General features: G+C 70.2%; 17 protein-coding genes. 5 read left to right on the top strand and 12 right to left on the bottom strand.

From position 1 onward, the window contains the following. Positions 1–116: 116 nt before the first annotated feature. Positions 117–629: a DinB family protein gene (locus tag GFH49_RS16745; protein WP_155056687.1), complete on the top strand. Its 513-nt coding sequence runs from the start codon at positions 117–119 to the stop codon at positions 627–629. Positions 630–1,230: 601 nt separating this feature from the next. Here the strand turns inward: GFH49_RS16745 and GFH49_RS16740 are convergent. From GFH49_RS16740 to GFH49_RS16705, 8 genes are all read right to left on the bottom strand, one after another. Further along, the gene (locus tag GFH49_RS16740; protein ID WP_155056686.1) at positions 1,231–1,704 is read right to left on the bottom strand and encodes a hypothetical protein; all 474 of its coding nucleotides are present in this window, start codon (positions 1,702–1,704) and stop codon (positions 1,231–1,233) included. A 117-nt stretch (positions 1,705–1,821) separates the two neighbouring features. Continuing rightward, positions 1,822–2,505, bottom strand: a complete 684-nt coding sequence (gene ung / locus GFH49_RS16735) for a uracil-DNA glycosylase (protein ID WP_155056685.1) — start codon at positions 2,503–2,505, stop codon at positions 1,822–1,824. Between the two features lie 81 nt (positions 2,506–2,586). Beyond that, positions 2,587–4,170, bottom strand: coding sequence for an ABC transporter substrate-binding protein (locus GFH49_RS16730; protein ID WP_155056684.1), 1,584 nt, complete (start codon positions 4,168–4,170; stop codon positions 2,587–2,589). 192 nt (positions 4,171–4,362) lie between these two features. Next, complete coding sequence (locus tag GFH49_RS16725) at positions 4,363–5,127, bottom strand: SDR family oxidoreductase (RefSeq protein WP_155056683.1); 765 nt, start codon at positions 5,125–5,127, stop codon at positions 4,363–4,365. A gap of 11 nt (positions 5,128–5,138) precedes the next feature. After that, positions 5,139–5,900 (bottom strand): 3-oxoacyl-ACP reductase FabG, encoded by a 762-nt coding sequence (gene fabG / locus GFH49_RS16720; RefSeq protein WP_155056682.1) that lies wholly within the window; start codon positions 5,898–5,900, stop codon positions 5,139–5,141. A gap of 103 nt (positions 5,901–6,003) precedes the next feature. Next, positions 6,004–6,417 carry a DUF3037 domain-containing protein gene (locus GFH49_RS16715; RefSeq protein ID WP_155056681.1) on the bottom strand — a complete coding sequence of 138 codons (414 nt, stop codon included), beginning with the start codon at positions 6,415–6,417 and terminating at the stop codon, positions 6,004–6,006. Continuing rightward, entirely contained in the window at positions 6,414–7,169 is a 756-nt protein-coding gene (locus GFH49_RS16710) for a HipA family kinase (RefSeq protein WP_155056680.1), read from the bottom strand. Before GFH49_RS16710 ends, GFH49_RS16715 begins: the two co-directional genes overlap by 4 nt. A 236-nt stretch (positions 7,170–7,405) precedes the next feature. Next, entirely contained in the window at positions 7,406–9,223 is a 1,818-nt protein-coding gene (locus GFH49_RS16705) for a bifunctional metallophosphatase/5'-nucleotidase (RefSeq protein WP_155056679.1), read from the bottom strand. A gap of 747 nt (positions 9,224–9,970) precedes the next feature. Between GFH49_RS16705 and GFH49_RS16700 the strand changes: the two genes are divergently transcribed. Then, on the top strand, positions 9,971–10,348 hold the full coding sequence (locus GFH49_RS16700; protein WP_155056678.1) for a hypothetical protein: 378 nt from the start codon (positions 9,971–9,973) through the stop codon (positions 10,346–10,348). A 711-nt stretch (positions 10,349–11,059) separates the two neighbouring features. Beyond that, the gene (locus tag GFH49_RS16695) at positions 11,060–11,494 is read left to right on the top strand and encodes a Rieske (2Fe-2S) protein (RefSeq protein WP_155056677.1); all 435 of its coding nucleotides are present in this window, start codon (positions 11,060–11,062) and stop codon (positions 11,492–11,494) included. Here the strand turns inward: GFH49_RS16695 and GFH49_RS16690 are convergent. Continuing rightward, positions 11,481–12,131 (bottom strand): cysteine hydrolase family protein, encoded by a 651-nt coding sequence (locus tag GFH49_RS16690; RefSeq protein WP_155056676.1) that lies wholly within the window; start codon positions 12,129–12,131, stop codon positions 11,481–11,483. The genes GFH49_RS16695 and GFH49_RS16690 overlap by 14 nt on opposite strands. Positions 12,132–12,273: 142 nt before the next feature. Here GFH49_RS16690 and GFH49_RS16685 point away from each other — a divergent pair, with 142 nt between their 5' ends. Further along, positions 12,274–12,741, top strand: a complete 468-nt coding sequence (locus GFH49_RS16685; RefSeq protein WP_155056675.1) for a pyridoxamine 5'-phosphate oxidase family protein — start codon at positions 12,274–12,276, stop codon at positions 12,739–12,741. Positions 12,742–13,076: 335 nt separating this feature from the next. Here the strand turns inward: GFH49_RS16685 and GFH49_RS16680 are convergent, their stop codons facing one another. Further along, positions 13,077–14,408, bottom strand: a complete 1,332-nt coding sequence (locus GFH49_RS16680) for an aminotransferase class I/II-fold pyridoxal phosphate-dependent enzyme (protein WP_155056674.1) — start codon at positions 14,406–14,408, stop codon at positions 13,077–13,079. Positions 14,409–14,443: 35 nt separating this feature from the next. On the opposite strand from GFH49_RS16680, the gene GFH49_RS16675 reads away from it, so the two are divergent. Then, entirely contained in the window at positions 14,444–15,151 is a 708-nt protein-coding gene (locus GFH49_RS16675) for a pyridoxamine 5'-phosphate oxidase family protein (protein WP_155056673.1), read from the top strand. A 439-nt stretch (positions 15,152–15,590) separates the two neighbouring features. Here GFH49_RS16675 and GFH49_RS16670 read toward each other — a convergent pair whose 3' ends face one another. Both GFH49_RS16670 and GFH49_RS16665 read right to left on the bottom strand, forming a co-directional pair. Continuing rightward, entirely contained in the window at positions 15,591–16,592 is a 1,002-nt protein-coding gene (locus GFH49_RS16670; RefSeq protein WP_155056754.1) for an EamA family transporter, read from the bottom strand. Positions 16,593–16,673: 81 nt separating this feature from the next. After that, a complete protein-coding gene (locus tag GFH49_RS16665; protein WP_155056672.1) occupies positions 16,674–17,204 on the bottom strand; it encodes a Clp protease N-terminal domain-containing protein in 531 nt (176 codons plus the stop codon). Positions 17,205–17,353: the final 149 nt, after the last annotated feature.

Raw genomic sequence — 17,353 nt, 5'->3', positions numbered from 1 at the left:
GTGGCCGCCGGCCGGCGATCCCGTCGCAGCCCGGCAGAAACAGCGCCGGTCCCGCCTGCTGCCCGGGGCATCCTTAATTCCTGGTAGGACCCGAGAAGTTGGGTCAAGATGCTGGCATGACCATCGAGCGCCGACTTCCCGGGAACACCGCCGACGAACGCACGATGCTGGAGGGCTGGCTGGAGTATCACCGCCAGACGCTCGTGCTGAAATGCGAGGGTCTGACCGACGCCCAGCTCAGAAGCTCCTCCGTGGAGCCGTCCTCGCTCTCCCTGATGGGGCTGGTGCGCCACATGGCGGAGGTGGAGCGGAGCTGGTTCCGCAGGGTGCTCACGGACGAAGACGCGGGGCCCCTCTACTACAGCGACGCGGATCCGGACGGCGAGTTCCGCCTCACCGAGGCGGACACCTGGGACGAGGCCCGCGCCACATGGCAGGCCGAGATCGAGGTCGCCCGGCGCAACGCGGCCCGCTTCGGCCTGGACGACCTCAGCGAGGGCAAGCACCGGCGTACCGGCAAGCGATTCAACCTGCGCTGGCTCTACACCCACATGATCGAGGAATACGCCCGCCACAACGGCCACGCCGACCTGATCCGTGAGCGGATCGACGGCAGCACCGGCGACTGACGCCGACGCGCGTCCGTACCGGGCGTCGATCACCCATGCGGGGCATCCTGGGCCGACCGGCGCCCCAGAAGGCAGCCGACGCAGCAGAGTTGCGCGTGTGCATCGAACGTCGACCACCGCAACGCTCCTGGTCACCATGGCCGTCTCGGCCCTCTCCGGCTGTGTGACGGTCCAGCTGCCGCCCGCGTCGGCGCCCTCCGCACCGCCGTCCCGGACCGTTCCGTCCCGGCCGGACGCAAGTGCGGAGCCGCAGGTCGTGCAGGCGCCGGCGCGGGAGGCGCTGGAGCGGATCGGGCGGCCCCGGACACCGCCGCGTGAGCCGTCGGCGACGGCATCGGCGCGGCGGCCCGCCCGGCCGATGCCGGCCACCGGGAAACCGGCGCCGTCACGCCCGAGACAGCCGCGTCCGGCACCGCGGACCCCCCAGGCACCGCAGCGTCCGCGCGCCGAGGTGCCCCAGACGGCTCCCATGGACCTCGGCGATGTCTGTGACCTCGGCAGACAGTACGGCGGGTGGCCGCAGGACAGCCCGCAGTCGAGGATCTGCGAGCAGACGTACGGGCGTTGAGGATGCCGGGTGGTGGTCGCGCCGGACCGCTCCCTACGTCCCCAACCGCAGTTCCAGCCGGCTGATGGCGGCCCGCACCCCGTCCCCGTAGGGATCGTCCCCCAGGGCGTCCACCGCACCTCGCGCCCGCCGGACATGCGCACGCGCGGCCTCTGCGCGGCCCAGCTTCACATAGTCGGCGGCGAGATTGAGATGCAGGGAGGGATACAGCGCCCGCGCCGCCAGAGCCCCCTCGTGCTCGGCGAGCCGCTCGTTTGTGAGTTCTTCCGCCGCGGTCAACGCCCGCAGGTCCCAGGCCAGTTCGTCCACGGGATCATCCTGGGTGTCGGCCATGTAGTGCGCCAGAGTGCAGCGGTGCAGCGGATCCCCGCTCTCGCCGATCTCCGCCCACAGGTCCAGGAAGCGGTGCCGGGCCTCCTCGCGGTCGCCCGCGTGGTGCAGCATGACGACCTGGCCGATCCGGGTCATGACCGCATCCGGCGCCGCCTGCTCCTGTCGCTCCGCCACCGCACCCTCCCAGCCCGTCACCGATGTCACTCGCTGACGACGCTAACCGCAGCCACTGACAATCCCGGCGAGGCGGGGCCGACCCGGGAGTCGGCCCAGGAGTCGGCCCCTTCCAGGTCAGCCGAGGTTCGGGAGGCGCCAGTCGATCGGCTCGTGGCCCTGCCGGGCGACGGCCTCATCGATCTGCGTGAAGGGGCGGGAGCCGAAGAACTTCTTCGCCGACAGCGGGGAGGGGTGCGCGCCCTTCACCACCGCATGGCGCTGCTCGTCGATCAGCGGGAGCTTCTTCTGCGCGTAGTTCCCCCACAGGACGAAGACCGCCGGGTCCGGGCGGCCGGCCACGGCCCGGATCACCGCGTCGGTGAACTTCTCCCAGCCCTTGCCCTTGTGCGAGTTGGCCTCGCCGGCGCGGACCGTGAGCACCGCGTTGAGCAGGAGGACGCCCTGCTCTGCCCAGGGCATGAGATAGCCGTTGTCCGGGACGGGCGTGCCCAGCTCGGCCTGCATCTCCTTGTAGATGTTGCGGAGGGAGGGCGGGGTCTTCACCCCGGGGCGGACCGAGAAGCACAGGCCGTGCCCCTGGCCCTCGCCGTGGTACGGGTCCTGGCCGAGGATCAGGACCTTCACCTTGTCGTACGGCGTCGCCGCCAGCGCGGCGAAGACCTCCTCGCGCGGAGGGTAGACGGGACCCTTCGCCCGCTCCTCCTCGACGAACTCCGTCAGCTCCTTGAAGTAGGGCTGCTGCAGTTCGTCGCCCAGAACCCCGCGCCAGGACTCGGGCAGCATGGAGATGTCGGTCACGTCGACTTCCTTACGATGTGCGGTCGCTTCGATGTCCCAGAACCTACCGGCGACCACTGACAATCGGCGCCGCCTCCCGCACTACCAGCTGGTCTTCCGGGACAGCTCCCACATCATCATGATCGTCGACGGGTCGAGGGCCTGGGCCGCACCCGAGATGTCCTCGCTCGCGGCCACGTACTGCCGGCCCTGCCACAGCGGGATCAGCCGTGCGTCGTCGACCAGGATCTGCTGGGCCTCCTCGAAGTCCCGCACCACGTTGGCACGGTCGCTCTCCCCACGGGAGCGGGGCAGCAGGTCATCGGTGATCTCGGGCACCTCGTAGGGCGTACCGAGCGCGTTCTGCTCGCCGACGAACGGGGCGATGAAGTTGTCGGCGTCCGGGAAGTCAGGGAACCAGCCGCGCCCGAACACCGGGTACTCGCCGTTCTGGTAGCCCGTCACATAGGTGTTCCAGGGGCGGCTCTTGAGGGTGATCTTGAAGAGGCCGGACTCCTCCAGCTGGCGCTTGAGCTCCTCGAACTCCGCCTTGGTGGCGGAGCCGTAGCGGTCGCTGGTGTACCAGAACGTGAGCGGGACGGTCTCGGTGATGCCCGCGTCGGTGAGAATCTTGCGGGCCTTGGCGGTGCTGGGGTTGCCGAAGTCGTCGAAGAAGCCGGTGGTGTGGCCGGTCACGCCCTTCGGGACCATGGAGTACAGCGGCTCGACGGTGTCCTTGTAGACGTTGTGCGCGATCGCCGCGCGGTCGACGACCTGGGCGACCGCCTTGCGCACGGCGGGCTTCGCGGCCCAGGGGTCCTTCGGGTTGAACACCAGGTAACTGATCTCGGTGCCGGAGCCCTCGACGAGCTGGAGCTCGCCCTCGGAGTCCTGGTCCTGGAGGTCGACGATGTCGTCGGCGGCGAGACCGCGGAATGCGACGTCCAGCTCCTTGTCCTGGAGTGCGGTGGTCATGGTGGTCGAGTCCTGGAAATAACGGATGGTCACCGCATCGTTTCTGCGCTCCGCGATCCCGTCGTACGACTCGTTCTTGACCAGCTCGGCCTGCTTGCCGTCGTCGTAGGACTCCAGGGTGTACGGCCCCGACCCGACGACTCCACCGTCCTCGCGCAGGGCGTCTGCCGGGTATGCGTCGGGGTCGACGATCGACATGGCGGGCGTGGCGAGCACGAACGGGAAGGTGGCGTCCGGCTGGTTGAGGTGGAAGACGACCTCACGGTCGCCTCGCGCCTGGACCCGGTCGAGGCTGCCGAGCAGACCGGCGGGACCGCCGTTGACGCCGATCTTCCTGATCCGGTCGATCGAGTGCTTCACGGCCTGTGCGTCGAGCACGCTGCCGTCGGAGAACTTCAGGTCCTCACGCAGCTCGCAGCGGTACGCCGTGTTCGTCGCGTCGGTGAAGGCACAGCTCTCGGCCGCGTCCGGCTCCGGGACGGAAGCGCCGGAGGGGTAGCTGAGCAACGTCTGGTAAATGTTGCGGAACAATTCCCAGGAGCCGTCCCAGGACGCGGCGGGGTCAAGGGTGCTGGGGGCGCTGGTCGTCCCCACGGCGATCGTCCCCTCCTCGCCTGAGGCGTCCGACGACAGTACGCCGCACCCGGCCACCAGGGACGATATGGATGCGATGGCCGCCATCTGCCGCAGGCCTCGGTTCCGGTTGAACACGCGCATGCTCCTCGATCTGCCGTACCAAGGGTCGGCAGACCATATCGCAGCCGCACGGCGGCGGAACCGTTTCTGCGGCCCACCTCTTGATCAATACGCCCATGACGACGTTGTCATCGCCTCATGAGCCCCATGTACGTCGACACGGGCGCCGTTTCGGACCACGGGCGCCCGTGTCGCCGCCGGGTCGAGTCAGCTGACGCCGGCGTTCAGGAAGATGCCGCCGTCGACGACGAGGGTCTGGCCGGTGATCCAGTCGGACTGGGCCGAGGTGAGGAACGCGGCGGCGCCCCCGATGTCGGAGGGCACACCGAGCCGGCCGAGCGGATAGGCCGCGGCGGCCTCCTCCTCGCGGCCTTCGTACAGGGCCCTCGCGAACTTGGTCTTCACGACGGCCGGGGCGATCGCGTTGACCCGCACCTTGGGCGCGAACTCATGGGCGAGCTGCGCGGTCAGGTTGATCAGCGCGGCCTTGCTCACGCCGTAGGCGGCGATGAAGGGCGAGGGCGCGATGCCCGCGACGGAGGAGATGTTGACGATCGCGCCGCCGTTGTCCTTCTGCCAGGCGTACCAGGTCTTCTGCGCGAAGCCGAGCGCCGAGATCACATTGGTCTCGTACACCTTGCGCGCCACGTTCAGGTCGAGGTCGGCGATCGGGCCGAACACCGGGTTCGTACCGGCGTTGTTGACCAGGAAGTCGACCCGGCCGAAGGCCTCCATGGTGCGCTCGACCGCGACGGCCTGGTGGGCCTCGTCGTGCGCCTTGCCGGCGACGCCGATGACCCGGTCGGCGCCGAGCGCTTCGACGGCCTCCTTGAGGGCGTCCTCGTTGCGGCCGGTGATGCACACGCGGTCACCGCGCGCGACGAGCGCCTCGGCGACGCCGTAGCCGATACCGCGGCTGGCGCCCGTGACGAGCGCGACCTTGCCCGAAAGCTCCGGGAGCTGCGAAGTCATGTCCCTGATCCCTAGTCGAGCGGTCCGCCGGCGACGTACAGCACCTGGCCGGAGACGAATCCGGCGTCCTCGCCGGTGAAGAAGGCGATCGCGTTCGCGATGTCGTCCGGCTCACCGACCCGCTGCACGGGGATCTGGGTGGCGGCAGCGGCCTTGAAGTCGTCGAAGCCCATGCCGACGCGTTCGGCGGTGGCCTTGGTCATCTCGGTGGCGATGAAGCCGGGGGCGACCGCGTTGGCGGTGACGCCGAACTTGCCCAGTTCGATGGCGAGGGTCTTGGTGAAGCCCTGCATGCCGGCCTTGGCGGCGGAGTAGTTGACCTGGCCGCGGTTGCCGAGCGCGGAGGACGAGGAGAGGTTGACGATCCGCCCGAACTTGGCGTCCACCATGTACTTCTGGCAGGCCTTCGACATCAGGAAGGCACCGCGCAGATGCACGTTCAGGACCGTGTCCCAGTCGGAGACGCTCATCTTGAACAGCAGATTGTCGCGGAGCACGCCCGCGTTGTTGACGAGGATCGTCGGTGCGCCGAGCTCGTCGGCGATCCGCGCGACGGCCGCCTCGACCTGCGCCTCGTCCGCGACGTCGCAGCCGACCGCGATCGCCTTGCCGCCGGCCGCGGTGATCTGCTCCACGGTGTCCTTGCAGGCGGACTCGTCGAGGTCGATCACGGCGACCGCGCGGCCCTCGGCGGCCAGTCGTACGGCGGTGGCGGCGCCGATGCCGCGTGCTCCGCCGGTGACCACGGCGACCCGCTGCTCAGTGGTGGACATGGATGACTCTCCTCAGGTGAGCAACCGCTTAGTACCTTCGCTGGACGTGACGCTAGAAGCCCTGGCACGCGGTGTCAACGCCCCACGAGGGGGCTGTGATCCATTAGCTCACCAGCAGGTCCAGCAGCCGGCCCGGTTCCGCGGCCGGATCGGCGCTGAGCCCGGTGTGCACGGGTCCGGGCTGCACCACCGTCGAACGGGGCGCGACAAGCCAGCGGAAGCGGCGTCCGGCGTCGTCGCGCGCTGCCTGGCCGGACGCCTCTCCCCCGGCACACACGCCCTCGACGGCACGCAGCGCGGCCCGTACGCCCGCCACGTCCGCCGCCGGATCCAGCGCCAGCAGCTTGGTGACGTCCAGATGGGTGCGCGCGGCCACGAAGGACCGGGCGCGGCAGTACACCACCACGCCGGCGTTGAAGCACTCGCCCCGTTCGACGCGCGGCACGACGCGCAGCAGCGCGTACTCGTACACGTCCTTGCCCCTGGGACGGGTCGACAGGGTGCGGGCGTCGCTCACTTGATCCCCTCGATGCGTTCGTGGATGACGGCGGCCCGTGCGACCAGCGGCTGCGCATAGGCCCGCCGGAGCGCGTCCGCCGACTCGAACCCGGGCTCGTCCGTCAGCCACACCTCGGGGATGCCTGCGGTGACCTCGGCGACCAGGTCGGCGGTGACCAGCGGCGCGAGCTCGGCGGCGGCTGTCCGCACATCCGGCGCGAAGGTGGCCAGCGCGTGGTCCGAGGCGTCGTACGGGCGGGCCGTGGAGGTGGCGGCGCCGGACCAGTTGTGGTGCCAGATCATGGTGGCGCCGTGGTCGATGAGCCACAGGTCGCCCTGCCACATCAGCAGGTTGGGGTTGCGCCACGACCGGTCGACGTTGCCCACCAGCGCGTCGAACCAGACGATCCGCCCGGCGTCCTCGGGGGTCACCTCGAAAGCAAGCGGGTCGAAGCCGAGCGCGCCGGACAGGAAGTCCATGCCGAGATTGGTGCCGCCGCTCGACTTGAGCAACTCCTGCACCTGCTGGTCGGGTTCACCGAGCCCGAGGACCGGGTCGAGGTCGATCGTCACGAGCCGGGGGACGCGGAACCCCAGCCGGCGGGCCAGTTCGCCGCAGACGACCTCGGCGACGAGCGTCTTGCGGCCCTGTCCGGCGCCGGTGAACTTCAGGACGTACGTCCCGAAGTCGTCGGCCTCGACGAGCCCCGGCAGCGAGCCGCCCTCCCGCAGGGGCGTGATGTAGCGGGTGGCGGTGACTTCTCTCAGCATTTTCCCAGGCCACCTGTCCCTGCAGCCTTGCAGGGGTCAAAGGCAGCGCGCCCCTTTGCTCCCGGCCTCCGGCATGAAGTGAGCATAGTAACCGAGGGTGATCGCCGGAGAGGAGCGCCCGAGCCACCGCGCCCGCGGGGAAGCCGTCCTTCGGCGCTGCCTCCCACTGCCAGGGTTTCGTTCCGCGGGTTTCCAGGTGTCGGCGTTCCACGTGTTCACCGCTATGGCGTGAGCGGTCAGAACACCGCTGTCCCGGCCTGGGTCAGCTTCCAGTTGGTGACCGCGAAGTCCGCCGGGTCCAGCACGCCCGTGGACGTGACGTAGTCGATCATCAGCTGGCGGATCTCGTTCGTGGAGCTGTACGCGATGTCGGCGAGCGCGATGTGCGGGTAGCCGGAGCCGCCGTTGGCGCGGTAGTTGTTCACCGCGACGACGAAGACCTGGTCGTCCGTCACCGCCGCGCCGTTGTACGTGAGGTTCTTGATGCGGGAACCCTCGGCCTGCGCGATGTCGATGTCATACGAGACACCCGCCGCCGTGTCGTACATGTAGTCCCAGAAGTTGTTGGCGTTCGTCAGCGTCGCGGTGTCGACTGCTGTGCCCGCCGGGACCTGGTGGTAGTACCTCGCCGCGTACTCCAGGTAGTCCTTGAGCTGGGCGCCGGTGAGCTTCTTGCCGTACAGGGTGTTGTCGTAGATGTAGAGGCCGGCGATGTCCTTGATCGTGACGCTGCCGGCGGGAATGGCGGCCGTGCGGCTGAAGGGCGCGGCGACCGAGATCAGCGGGAGGGCGGCGTCCGACGTCGGCAGGCCGGCCGCCACCGTCTTCATCTGGACCTCGTGGATGAAGTCCATGACGGGGACGTCCTTCCAGCAGGATTCCGCCGCCGAGAGGTCCTCGGCGCAGGTACCGACCGCCGTGTTGACGTACTTCACGACCAGTTCGTGGTCGGCCTCCAGGAGCTTCTTGATCTCCGGATCCTCGTCCACCGTGTTCGGGTTGAGGGTCTGTGCCTTCTTGCTCGTCACCTTCCACTGACCGTGGTGCAGTTCGAGGTCGAAGTCGAAGACGGTCAGCCGGTAGCCCCAGCAGTACGGCTCGGAGAGCAGGACCTCCTCCCCGGTCTCCTCGTTCCTGACCGTGTACGACGACACCTCGACGTGGGTGTGGCCGACCAGGATCGCGTCGATACCGGGGACCTGCGCGGCGACGAGGTTGGAGGCGTTCTCGACGTACGGCAGGGCGTCGCCGTAGGAGGTGGATCCGTCGAGGCCCGAGTGGTCCGTCAGGAAGACGACGTCACAGCCCAGCGCACGCAGGCGCGGCACGTACTTCTTCGCCTGCTCCACCAACCCCGGGAAGACCATCCTGCCGCTGACGTTGTCCTTGTCCCACAGCGCGATGCCCGGGTTGGTGAGCCCCAGGATGCCGACCTTGATGTCGGGGGCTCCGGGGACGCAGATGCGCTTCACGGTGTACGGCTGGAAGGCGGGGCGCAGGGTCTTCGCGTCCAGGGCGTTTGCACCGAGCAGCGGGAAGCGGCACTGCTGCTCGAACTTCCTCAGCACCTCGATGCCGTAGTTGAACTCGTGGTTGCCCAGGGCGGCGGCGTCGTAGCGCATGGCGTTCATGGCGACGGCCATCGGGTGCTCGGGCCCCCTCTTGCCGTCGGTGCCGGTGATCGGGTCGACGCGGGCGAAGTAGTACGCGAGCGAGGTGCCCTGGATGATGTCGCCTGCGTCGACGAGGAGGACGTGCCCCTCGCCCTTCGCGGCCCGCTGCTGCTTGACGAGGGTGGCGACGCGCGCGACACCGACGGAGTTGCCGGCCTTGTCGCTGTAGGCGGCGTCGTCGTAGTAGTCCCAGTCGAAGACGTGGCTGTGCAGGTCGGTGGTGCCCAGGATCGAGAACGACCAGGTCTCGGGGGCCTTCTCGGACCCCCGGCCGACGGCCTGGGCCGCCGGAGCGGCAGCCGTCCCCGCGACGGCCACGGCCGCACCGGTGACGGCCGACTTCTGCACGAACTCACGTCGGTTCATGGGGTTGACGGGCATATGGATCTCCTGGACGTGGACTGACGTGACGCGAGCAGGCGGACGGGTCGGGCGGGGACTACACGCGTAGATACTTCCGGCCCCCTGAGCCGCCGGGAACCAGGAACAGTCCATGTCCAGGTCAGTTAACGGAAATGACGGTGCCTCTCTGCTCCGCAAGAGTCACGGGGCGAGGCTCCACCGTCAGCCGCTCCGGCGCGACAACCGCCCCATCGATGCCCAGATCACGGACCCTCACCAGGGGTTCCGGCACATCCCCTCCCTGCTGCCCACGGCCACCTGTGGGAGTGGTAGGCCTTGTCGCGGTCCGGCCACCGGCCGGTCGGCTGGATCGGGTGCGCGGACGCGCGGGCGCGCGACTGTCTTCTCCGTGGCGCGGTATTGCTGATCAGGTTGCCTGGCACGAGTACAAGGGCGGTCAACCGCTGTCGCGGGGTGGGCTGTTCCTCGGCGGCACCGCCGGATCACCGTAGTCGGGGGTGACGCTGCGCCACAGCGCGTAGTGCTCGGCCGATGAGTACGTACCGGGCGCCGCGTGCCGTCCGTCTGGCACCCTGCGTCAGCCGGAGGCGGCTTGATCAGCCGCGCGGTATACCTCGTGTGGGGCTTGGTGCCGTGCCCCCTTGGAGACCGAGCGTTCCGCGAGGGTGGGGGCGCACATATGTGCCAACCGCTGACGATACAGCGGGACTTGACTGTACCTTCGGCTGTGGCCCCTCACCGGGAGGGGCAACGCAGGGGGGAACTGTGTCAGAGATTTCCCGGCGGACCGTGCTGGGCGCCGCCGGCACGGCCGCGACGGCAGCGCTCCTTTCCGCGGCAGGGACAGCGCAGGCAGCCGACACCGCGCACGACAGCAGCGAATACGCCCTGCGGGCTACGGATCAGGAGACCGATACGTCCATGGCCGTCACCATCGAAGAGCAGAAGTACGAAGCCTATGTGGCCAGCGACGAGGGTGAATGGCTGGCCCATGCCACTTTCGACGCCCACTCGGACACCGGCGACATGTGGGCCTTCGTCGACGCGGCACTGGTCCGCCTACGGCAGCAGTATCCGAACTCGACACTCACCGGGAACGTTCGGCGGTACGACCAGGTCATCACCGACATCGCACACCCATAAGATCTTCCTTCCCCAACGGACCCAACGCGAGCCGAGCCCGGAAGTGCGGACCACATCCACCTGATGCGGCCGGCCATCGCCACACTCCGTACGACACGTACGACGGCCCGTACCGCACAGGGCACCACGCTCACGCTGGGACACCCGCGCGCCGCGGATGTCCCGCGCCTCATCCACTCTCACCGGCACCCTCGCCCCGCACCTCCGGCCGGGCCGTGCGGGCCGTGCTGCCGGTCCGTCAGTGACGCCGGGCGGCTTCGGGACCGTCTTACCGGGGCGTCGTCCAGTACTGCCTGCTCGCCGCCGACCTCGCACACGCGGATGGCAGCCTTCCGACTGGGCGCGCGTCATGCTTCACCGGCGCCGCAAAACGTCATGGCCTGCGCCGTCTGCCACGACCGCATCCATTCGGCGGGAGGCCGCGCGGAACAGGACTCGCCCCACGGCCGCGCACCTCGTCGCGCGGCCGTGCACCTCGCCCCACGGCCGCGCACCTCGTCGCGCGGCCGGCCCAAAGGCCTGGCTGTCCGAAGCCCCGGCCGCGAGCCGCCCTCACGCAGGGGCACGGCGGTGTGCCCGGACCGGCAGCTCCGCTTTGCAGCGTCCCTCCGGGGGCAGGCCGGGATTCCCACAGGGTCTGAACAGCCGACTCACATAGGCCGTACCTCTCGGCAGATTCGGCAGATGACGAAAACCTGGAAGGACGTCAGCATGACCAGCGAATCAGTTCAGCCGGGGTCGGCACCGAGCCGCCGCACCGTCATGGCGGCGGTCGGCGCGACGGGGCTCGCCGTCGCGCTGACCGCGTGCGGATCGGAGGACGACACGTCGGGCTCGTCCACCGGGCAGGGCGCCCGCGGCGCCCCGCTCGCGAAGACCTCCGACATACCGGACGGCGGCGGCAAGATCTTCAGCGACGAGAAGATCGTGGTCGCACGGTCGGCGGCGGGTGACTACAAGGCGTACTCGACGATCTGCACCCATCAGGGCTGTCCGATGACGGACCTGAAGGAGGACATCATCTCCTGCGCCTGCCACGGCAGCAGCTTCTCCATCGCCGACGGCAGCGTGCAGAAGGGCCCCGCCACCAAGCCGCTGGAGGCCAAGGAGATCACCGTGTCCGGGGAGTCGATCACGCTCGCGTGACCTGGCGCGGTCGCTTCCAGCAGCTCAGCACCTCGTCCGTGGTCGCGACCGTGGCGACCAGGGCGAGGGTGTTGCGGATCATCGCCGGGGTGTAGTCGGAGGGCACCCCGGCGATGGCGTCCGTCGGTACGACGGCGGTGTAGCCGCGGTTGACCGCGTCGAAGACGGCGTTGGGGACGGCCACGTTGGCCGAGACACCAGTGACGATCAGGGTGCGGCAGCCCAGGTTGCGCAGCAGCGCGTCGGCCTCGGTGCCCTGGACCGGCGACAGCCCGTGCAGCCGTCGTACGACGAAGTCCTCCTCGGCGACCTCGATCGGCGCCGCCACCCGGACCGCAGTGGAGCCGGCGAACTGCTGGACGGGGAGCCGTGCGGCGGCACGGAACAGCCGGGCGTTACGGCTCGCGCCCCGGCCGTCCGGGCGGCGTTCGGCGATCGCGTGGATCACCTGCACCCCGCTCTCGTGCGCCCCCGCCACCAGCCGGGCGACGTTGGCGAGGGCACCGGAGGAGCGGGCCTCCTTCGCGAGGTCCGGCAGGGCGCTGTCCGGGCCGACGACGCCCTGCTGACACTCGACCGTGAGCAGTACGGTGGTCACGGGGTCGAGAAGTTCGCGAAGCTTTTCGTGCGACGGCATGGTGCCCCCCCTTGCCACCGACCTGACGGGGCGGGAGAGACTAGCCACCATTGCGTGAGGACGGAAGACCGCTCATCCTTTTCTGACGTGATGTCAGAGGATCTCTCCTCTGACACGACGTGGGAGAAGAGAAGAGGGGCACATGACCGCCACTCAGCGCCGGGGCCGGAAGATCATGATGACACCGGGTGAGCTGGACGAGTTCCTCACCAGCCAGCGCACCTGCAGGGTCGCCACCGTGTCCGCCGACGGGGCCCCGCATGTGAGCACCCTCTGGTTCGCCTGGGACGGCATATCGATGTGGCTGTACTCGGTGGTGCGCAGCAAGCGCTGGGCCGATCTGCGGCGGGATCCGCGGGTCGCGATCGTGGTCGACACGGGCGAGGAGTACGGCGAACTGCGCGGCGTCGAGCTGTCCGGGACCGTCGACTTCGTGGGCGAGAGCCCGCGCACCGGCGAGCTGCGCGCGGAACTCGACGTTCCGGAGACCCTGTTCGCGCGGAAGAACTTCGGCCTCGACGAGATCCCGCACGACGGGCGGCACGCATGGGTGCGGCTGACGCCGGAGAAGATCGTCTCCTGGGACTTCCGCAAGCTGGGCAACACGTAGCCCCGCCGGCTGTGTCGATGGGCTCCGCCGCGGGGCCTCGTGATGCCGGCGATCCTCTGCCGCACCGTCGTGGCTGATGGCTCCCCCGTCGCGGGCGGAGCCGCACATCGACGCAGCCGTGCGCCCCTCAGGGCGTGCTTCGCCCCACTCAGCGAACTTCGCCCGACCCGCTCAGCCGGCCTTGAGGGCCGCCTCCTGCAGCGTCTGCCGGGACGGCACCAGCTCGGGCCGGCTGGTCAGCCGGATCACCCAGCGAGCGTGGTGCGGCCACATGGGGGCGCGTTGGCGGGCCCGCAGATGATCGACGACCCGGCGCGGCAGCGCCGGCGCAGCGCTCAGACGTAGCCGCGGATCGGCGCCGGGGCCACGGCGGAGGCGATCTCGTCCGCCAGCGCTGCGGTCTCGTCCGCCGCGAGCGTCGAGACGGCGACCCGGATGCCGGGCGGTGCGCTCATCCGGAAGCGGGCGCCGGGGGCGACGGCCCAGCCGGCGTGCAGCAGGCGGGCCACGGCCCCGGTCTCGTCCGGCACAGGGATCCACACGTTCAGGCCGCTGCGCCCGTAGGCGGCCACACCCCGCTCCGCGAGCGCGCCGATCAGCGCGTCCCGGCGCCGCCCGTACGCCGCCGCCACCACGCGCGCGTCCACCGCACCGTCGGCCCACAGCTTCACCACGGCCCGCTGGGTGATCCGGCTGACCCAGCCGGGCCCGAGCCGGTGCCGTCCCTGCACCCGGTCGACGGTGACGGCGTCCCCGGTGAGCACGGCGAGCCGCAGATCGGGGCCGTACGCCTTGGCGACCGAGCGCACGAAGGCCCAGCTGCGAGTCGCACCGGCGAGGGTGTGCAGCGGCAGATCGACGATGCCGTGGCCGTGATCGTCGTCGATCAGCAGGGCCTCCGGGTGCTCCCGCAGCACGGCACGCAGGGCACGCGCGCGTGCGGCGCCGATCGCGGCACCGGTCGGGTTCTGCGCCCGGTCGGTGACGATCAGGGCACGGGCCCCGGCCTCAAGGACGCGGCGTACGTCATCGGTGAGCGGGCCGTCGTCATCGACGCCGACGGGGGCGGTGCGCAGCCCGAGCGCCGGGACGAGGTCCAGCAGGCTGCCCCAGCCGGGATCCTCGACGGCGACGGTGTCCCCCGGCTTGAGGTGGGCGGCGAGGACACGCTCGATGGCATCGAGGGAGCCGGAGGTCACCGCGAGGGGCCCGTCCGGCACGCCGCCCGCATCCAGGTCGGCCCGCGCGCGGCGGGCCAGTTCCGGCTCCACCGGCTCCTCTCCGTACAGCACGGGCTCGCGGTCGCCCTGTTCGGCGGCGACCGCGAACGCCTCGGCCAGCGGGGGCAGCAGCGCGGGATCGGGATTGCCGCTCGCCACGTCCCGCACCCCTTCGGGCACGTCCACCCGGACGTACTCGCGCCCCGTGGTGGCCGGCTTGGGCCGCACCCGGCTGCCACGACGTCCGGCGGTCTCGATGACCCCGCGCTCACGCAGGATGCGGTACGCCGCCGCGACCGTGTTGGGATTCACTCCCAGTTCGACCGCCAACTCACGCATGGGCGGCAGCAGTTGACCCGGCTCCAGCCCTCCCGAGCCCACCGCGCTCTCGACGCTGGCCGCAATCTCGGCTGCACGCCGCCCACTGATCCGATATCCTTCTAGCACAAAGCTGATTATGCACTAGTGCAATGGAGGGCGCAATGCAGGGGAGTGCAACGCAGGGGACACGGCGACAGCCGCCGCAACACCGGGCCGCCTACACACCGACCGACCGCACCGTTCCCACGCGCTCCGCCGACCGGGCGTCGTACGACAAGGACCTGGTGCACTCGGTACTGGACGAGGCCTACGTCTGCCACCTCGGCTTCGTCCGCGACGGAGCGCCGGTGGTGCTGCCCACCCTGTACGCCCGGGTCGGGGAGCGGCTCTATGTGCACGGCTCGACCGGTTCACGCCCTCTGCGCATGACGGGCCGGACCGACCCCGGGCTTCCGGTGTGCCTGACGGTCACGCACGTGGACGCGCTCGTCCTGGCCCGCTCGGCCTTCCACCACTCGATCAACTACCGCTCGGTCGTGGTGCACGGCGTCGCCCACGACGTGACCGACCCCGAGGAGAAGCGGGCCGCGCTCGACGCCCTCGTCGACCATGTCGTGCCCGGTCGTTCCCACGACGTCCGGCCCGCCAACAACAAGGAACTGGCCGCCACCGCCGTCATCCGCCTCGACCTCGACGAGGTCTCCGCCAAGGCCCGCACCGGCGGCGCGAACGACGAGCCCGAGGACCTCTCTCTCCCGCACTGGGCCGGAGTCGTCCCCCTGCACAAGGGCTACGACACCCCGATCGCGGACGCCCGGCTGGCCCCCGGCACCGAACTCCCCGACCACCTCGCGGTCTTGCGAGGGTGATTCACCCCGACGGTCTGGATCCACGCGACGCGGCGACACGCAAGCACGTCCGGCGCAGGCATGTCCGGCGCAGGCATGTCCGGCGCAGGCATGTCCGGCGCAGGCGAGCCGGGTCGGGCGAGCCGGGTCGGGCAGCGCCCCGAAGGGGCGCGGGGCTGTGTCGGTATGCGGCTCCGCCGCGATGAGGGTCGCCCGGGTTCACGGAGTCCCGAGTTCACGGGGACCCGAGTTCACGGGGACCCGAGTTCACGGGGACCCGAGTTCACGGGATCCCGGATTCACGGGGACCCGAGTTCACGGGATCCCGGATTCACGCGAGTCCCCCGCTCAAGCGAAGCCCGGGAGTACGGGAGTACGGGAGTACGGGAGTACGGGAGTACGGGAGAAGCCGAGAACTTGAGGGAGCGACCAGCCGCAACGGACCCGCAGATGAAACCGCTCACGCATTCCCGCGAGCCGAGACCCGCGTTTCCGCGCCCCCACTCGCCACTGGCTCGGCGGAGCCCTTCGCGGGCGCCGAAGACTGCGCGATGAACGCCCCGGCCAGCACCACCGCACCGCCGACGATCTGCGGAGCGGAAAGGTGCTCACCGAGCAGGACCCACGCGAGCACGGTCGCGATGACCGCCTCAAGACAGGCCACCACACCCGCGACCTGCGGAGACAGCCGCCGCACGGACACCACGCCGGTCATATACGCAACGACCGTGGCGACGAGCACGATCCACGCGAGCAGCAGACCCGCGGCGACCGGCGTGCCGTTCATGTCCGCGCTGTCCGCGAGCAGGGACCACTCCATGCTCCACGGGCGGGCGACGACGGTCAGCACGGCGGTGCCGACCAGCAGGCCGTAGGCGATGACGCCCAGCGGGTCGGGCGCCTCGGCGCCGGAGTCGCCGCCGTGGTCGGACAGGACGAAGTAGCCGACCTGGCAGCAGGCGGCGCCGAGCGCGAGCAGCAACCCGAGGGCGTCGAAGCTCAGGCCGGACCAGACCTCGACGACACAGGCGAGCCCCCCGACCGCGAGAACCACGCCGAGCGCGGCCGCACGCGTGACCGGCCGCCGCTGCACGAACCGCACCCAGCCGAGAACCAGGGCGGGAGCGAAGTACTCGACGAGCAGGGCGACTCCGACGGGGATCCGGGAGATCGAGGCGAAGTAGCAGGCCTGGACACCGGCGACGCCGAGCAGGCCGAAGCCGGCGAGCAGCGCGGGGCGCCGGCGCAGCAGCGCACGGTGCCGCACGGCGAGCGGCAGCATCACCAGGGCCGCCCCCGCCACCCGCAGCCACACCACATGGAGCGGGTCGAGCCCCGCCTCGATCAGCGGCTTGGCCGCGACACCGGATCCACCGAAGGCGAGCGCGGAAACGAGCGCGAGACCGAGTCCCACGCTCTTTCCACCGCTGCCGCTGCTGCTGGCTGACGTATGCACCGGCACATGATGACAGGCGATGACATGAGCGTCACCCCTCATGACACCTGTCTCAGCGCTTGGACGGGAACCTCGGTCGCCGACCGGTCAGCCGGCCTTCTCCAAGTGCCTCTCGATCCGCACGAAGAGCGCGTGCGCGTCGACCCCGGCGTGGTCGAGCACCTCGACGGCGCGTGCCTGCGGGTCCACGACGATGGCGGCGAGCAGATCGATCCCGAGAGCCGGTTCGCCACTCCGCCGGGCGGCGCGTTCGCGGGCGTACTCCATGGCGCCCGCGGCGAGCGGGGAGAAGCCCGCCTCGCCCGCCACGACGGGTACGGCGCCGGAGTCCTCGACGGCACCCTGCCAGCGCAGGCCGTAACCGATGCTGCGCTGCACCAGATAGCCGAGCAGCCGGGCCACCTGCGGCCCGTCCTCGAAGACGGCACGCGCCTCGGGGTCGGCCTCCAGCAGCGAGTGCAGCAGATGGGCCGTGTCGATCTGCCGGTCCCCGTCCCGCACGGCCCGGCGGCGGGCACCGGAGAACACCGCTGCCAGTTCGTCACTGAACGCGGCATCGTTGTCCGTTCGGTGGACGCCCTGTTCGCGGGCGGCCTGCCGGGGGATTCGAGGTTGCACACCCTTACCCCATCAGTCCCTTCAGATCAGGACATCCCCGGAGGGAAGCATCTTTGCTCCCACACAAAGTGGAGCCGGGCGGCCGGAATCTCCTCCTTACGGATGAGATCAGGCTGTTGCGCCTACGGGAGCGCGCATCTCCCGCCCCG

It is taken from the genome of Streptomyces blattellae (assembly GCF_009709555.1).
Lineage (GTDB): Bacteria > Actinomycetota > Actinomycetes > Streptomycetales > Streptomycetaceae > Streptomyces > Streptomyces blattellae.
This window is presented reverse-complemented; position numbering and strand designations above follow the sequence as displayed.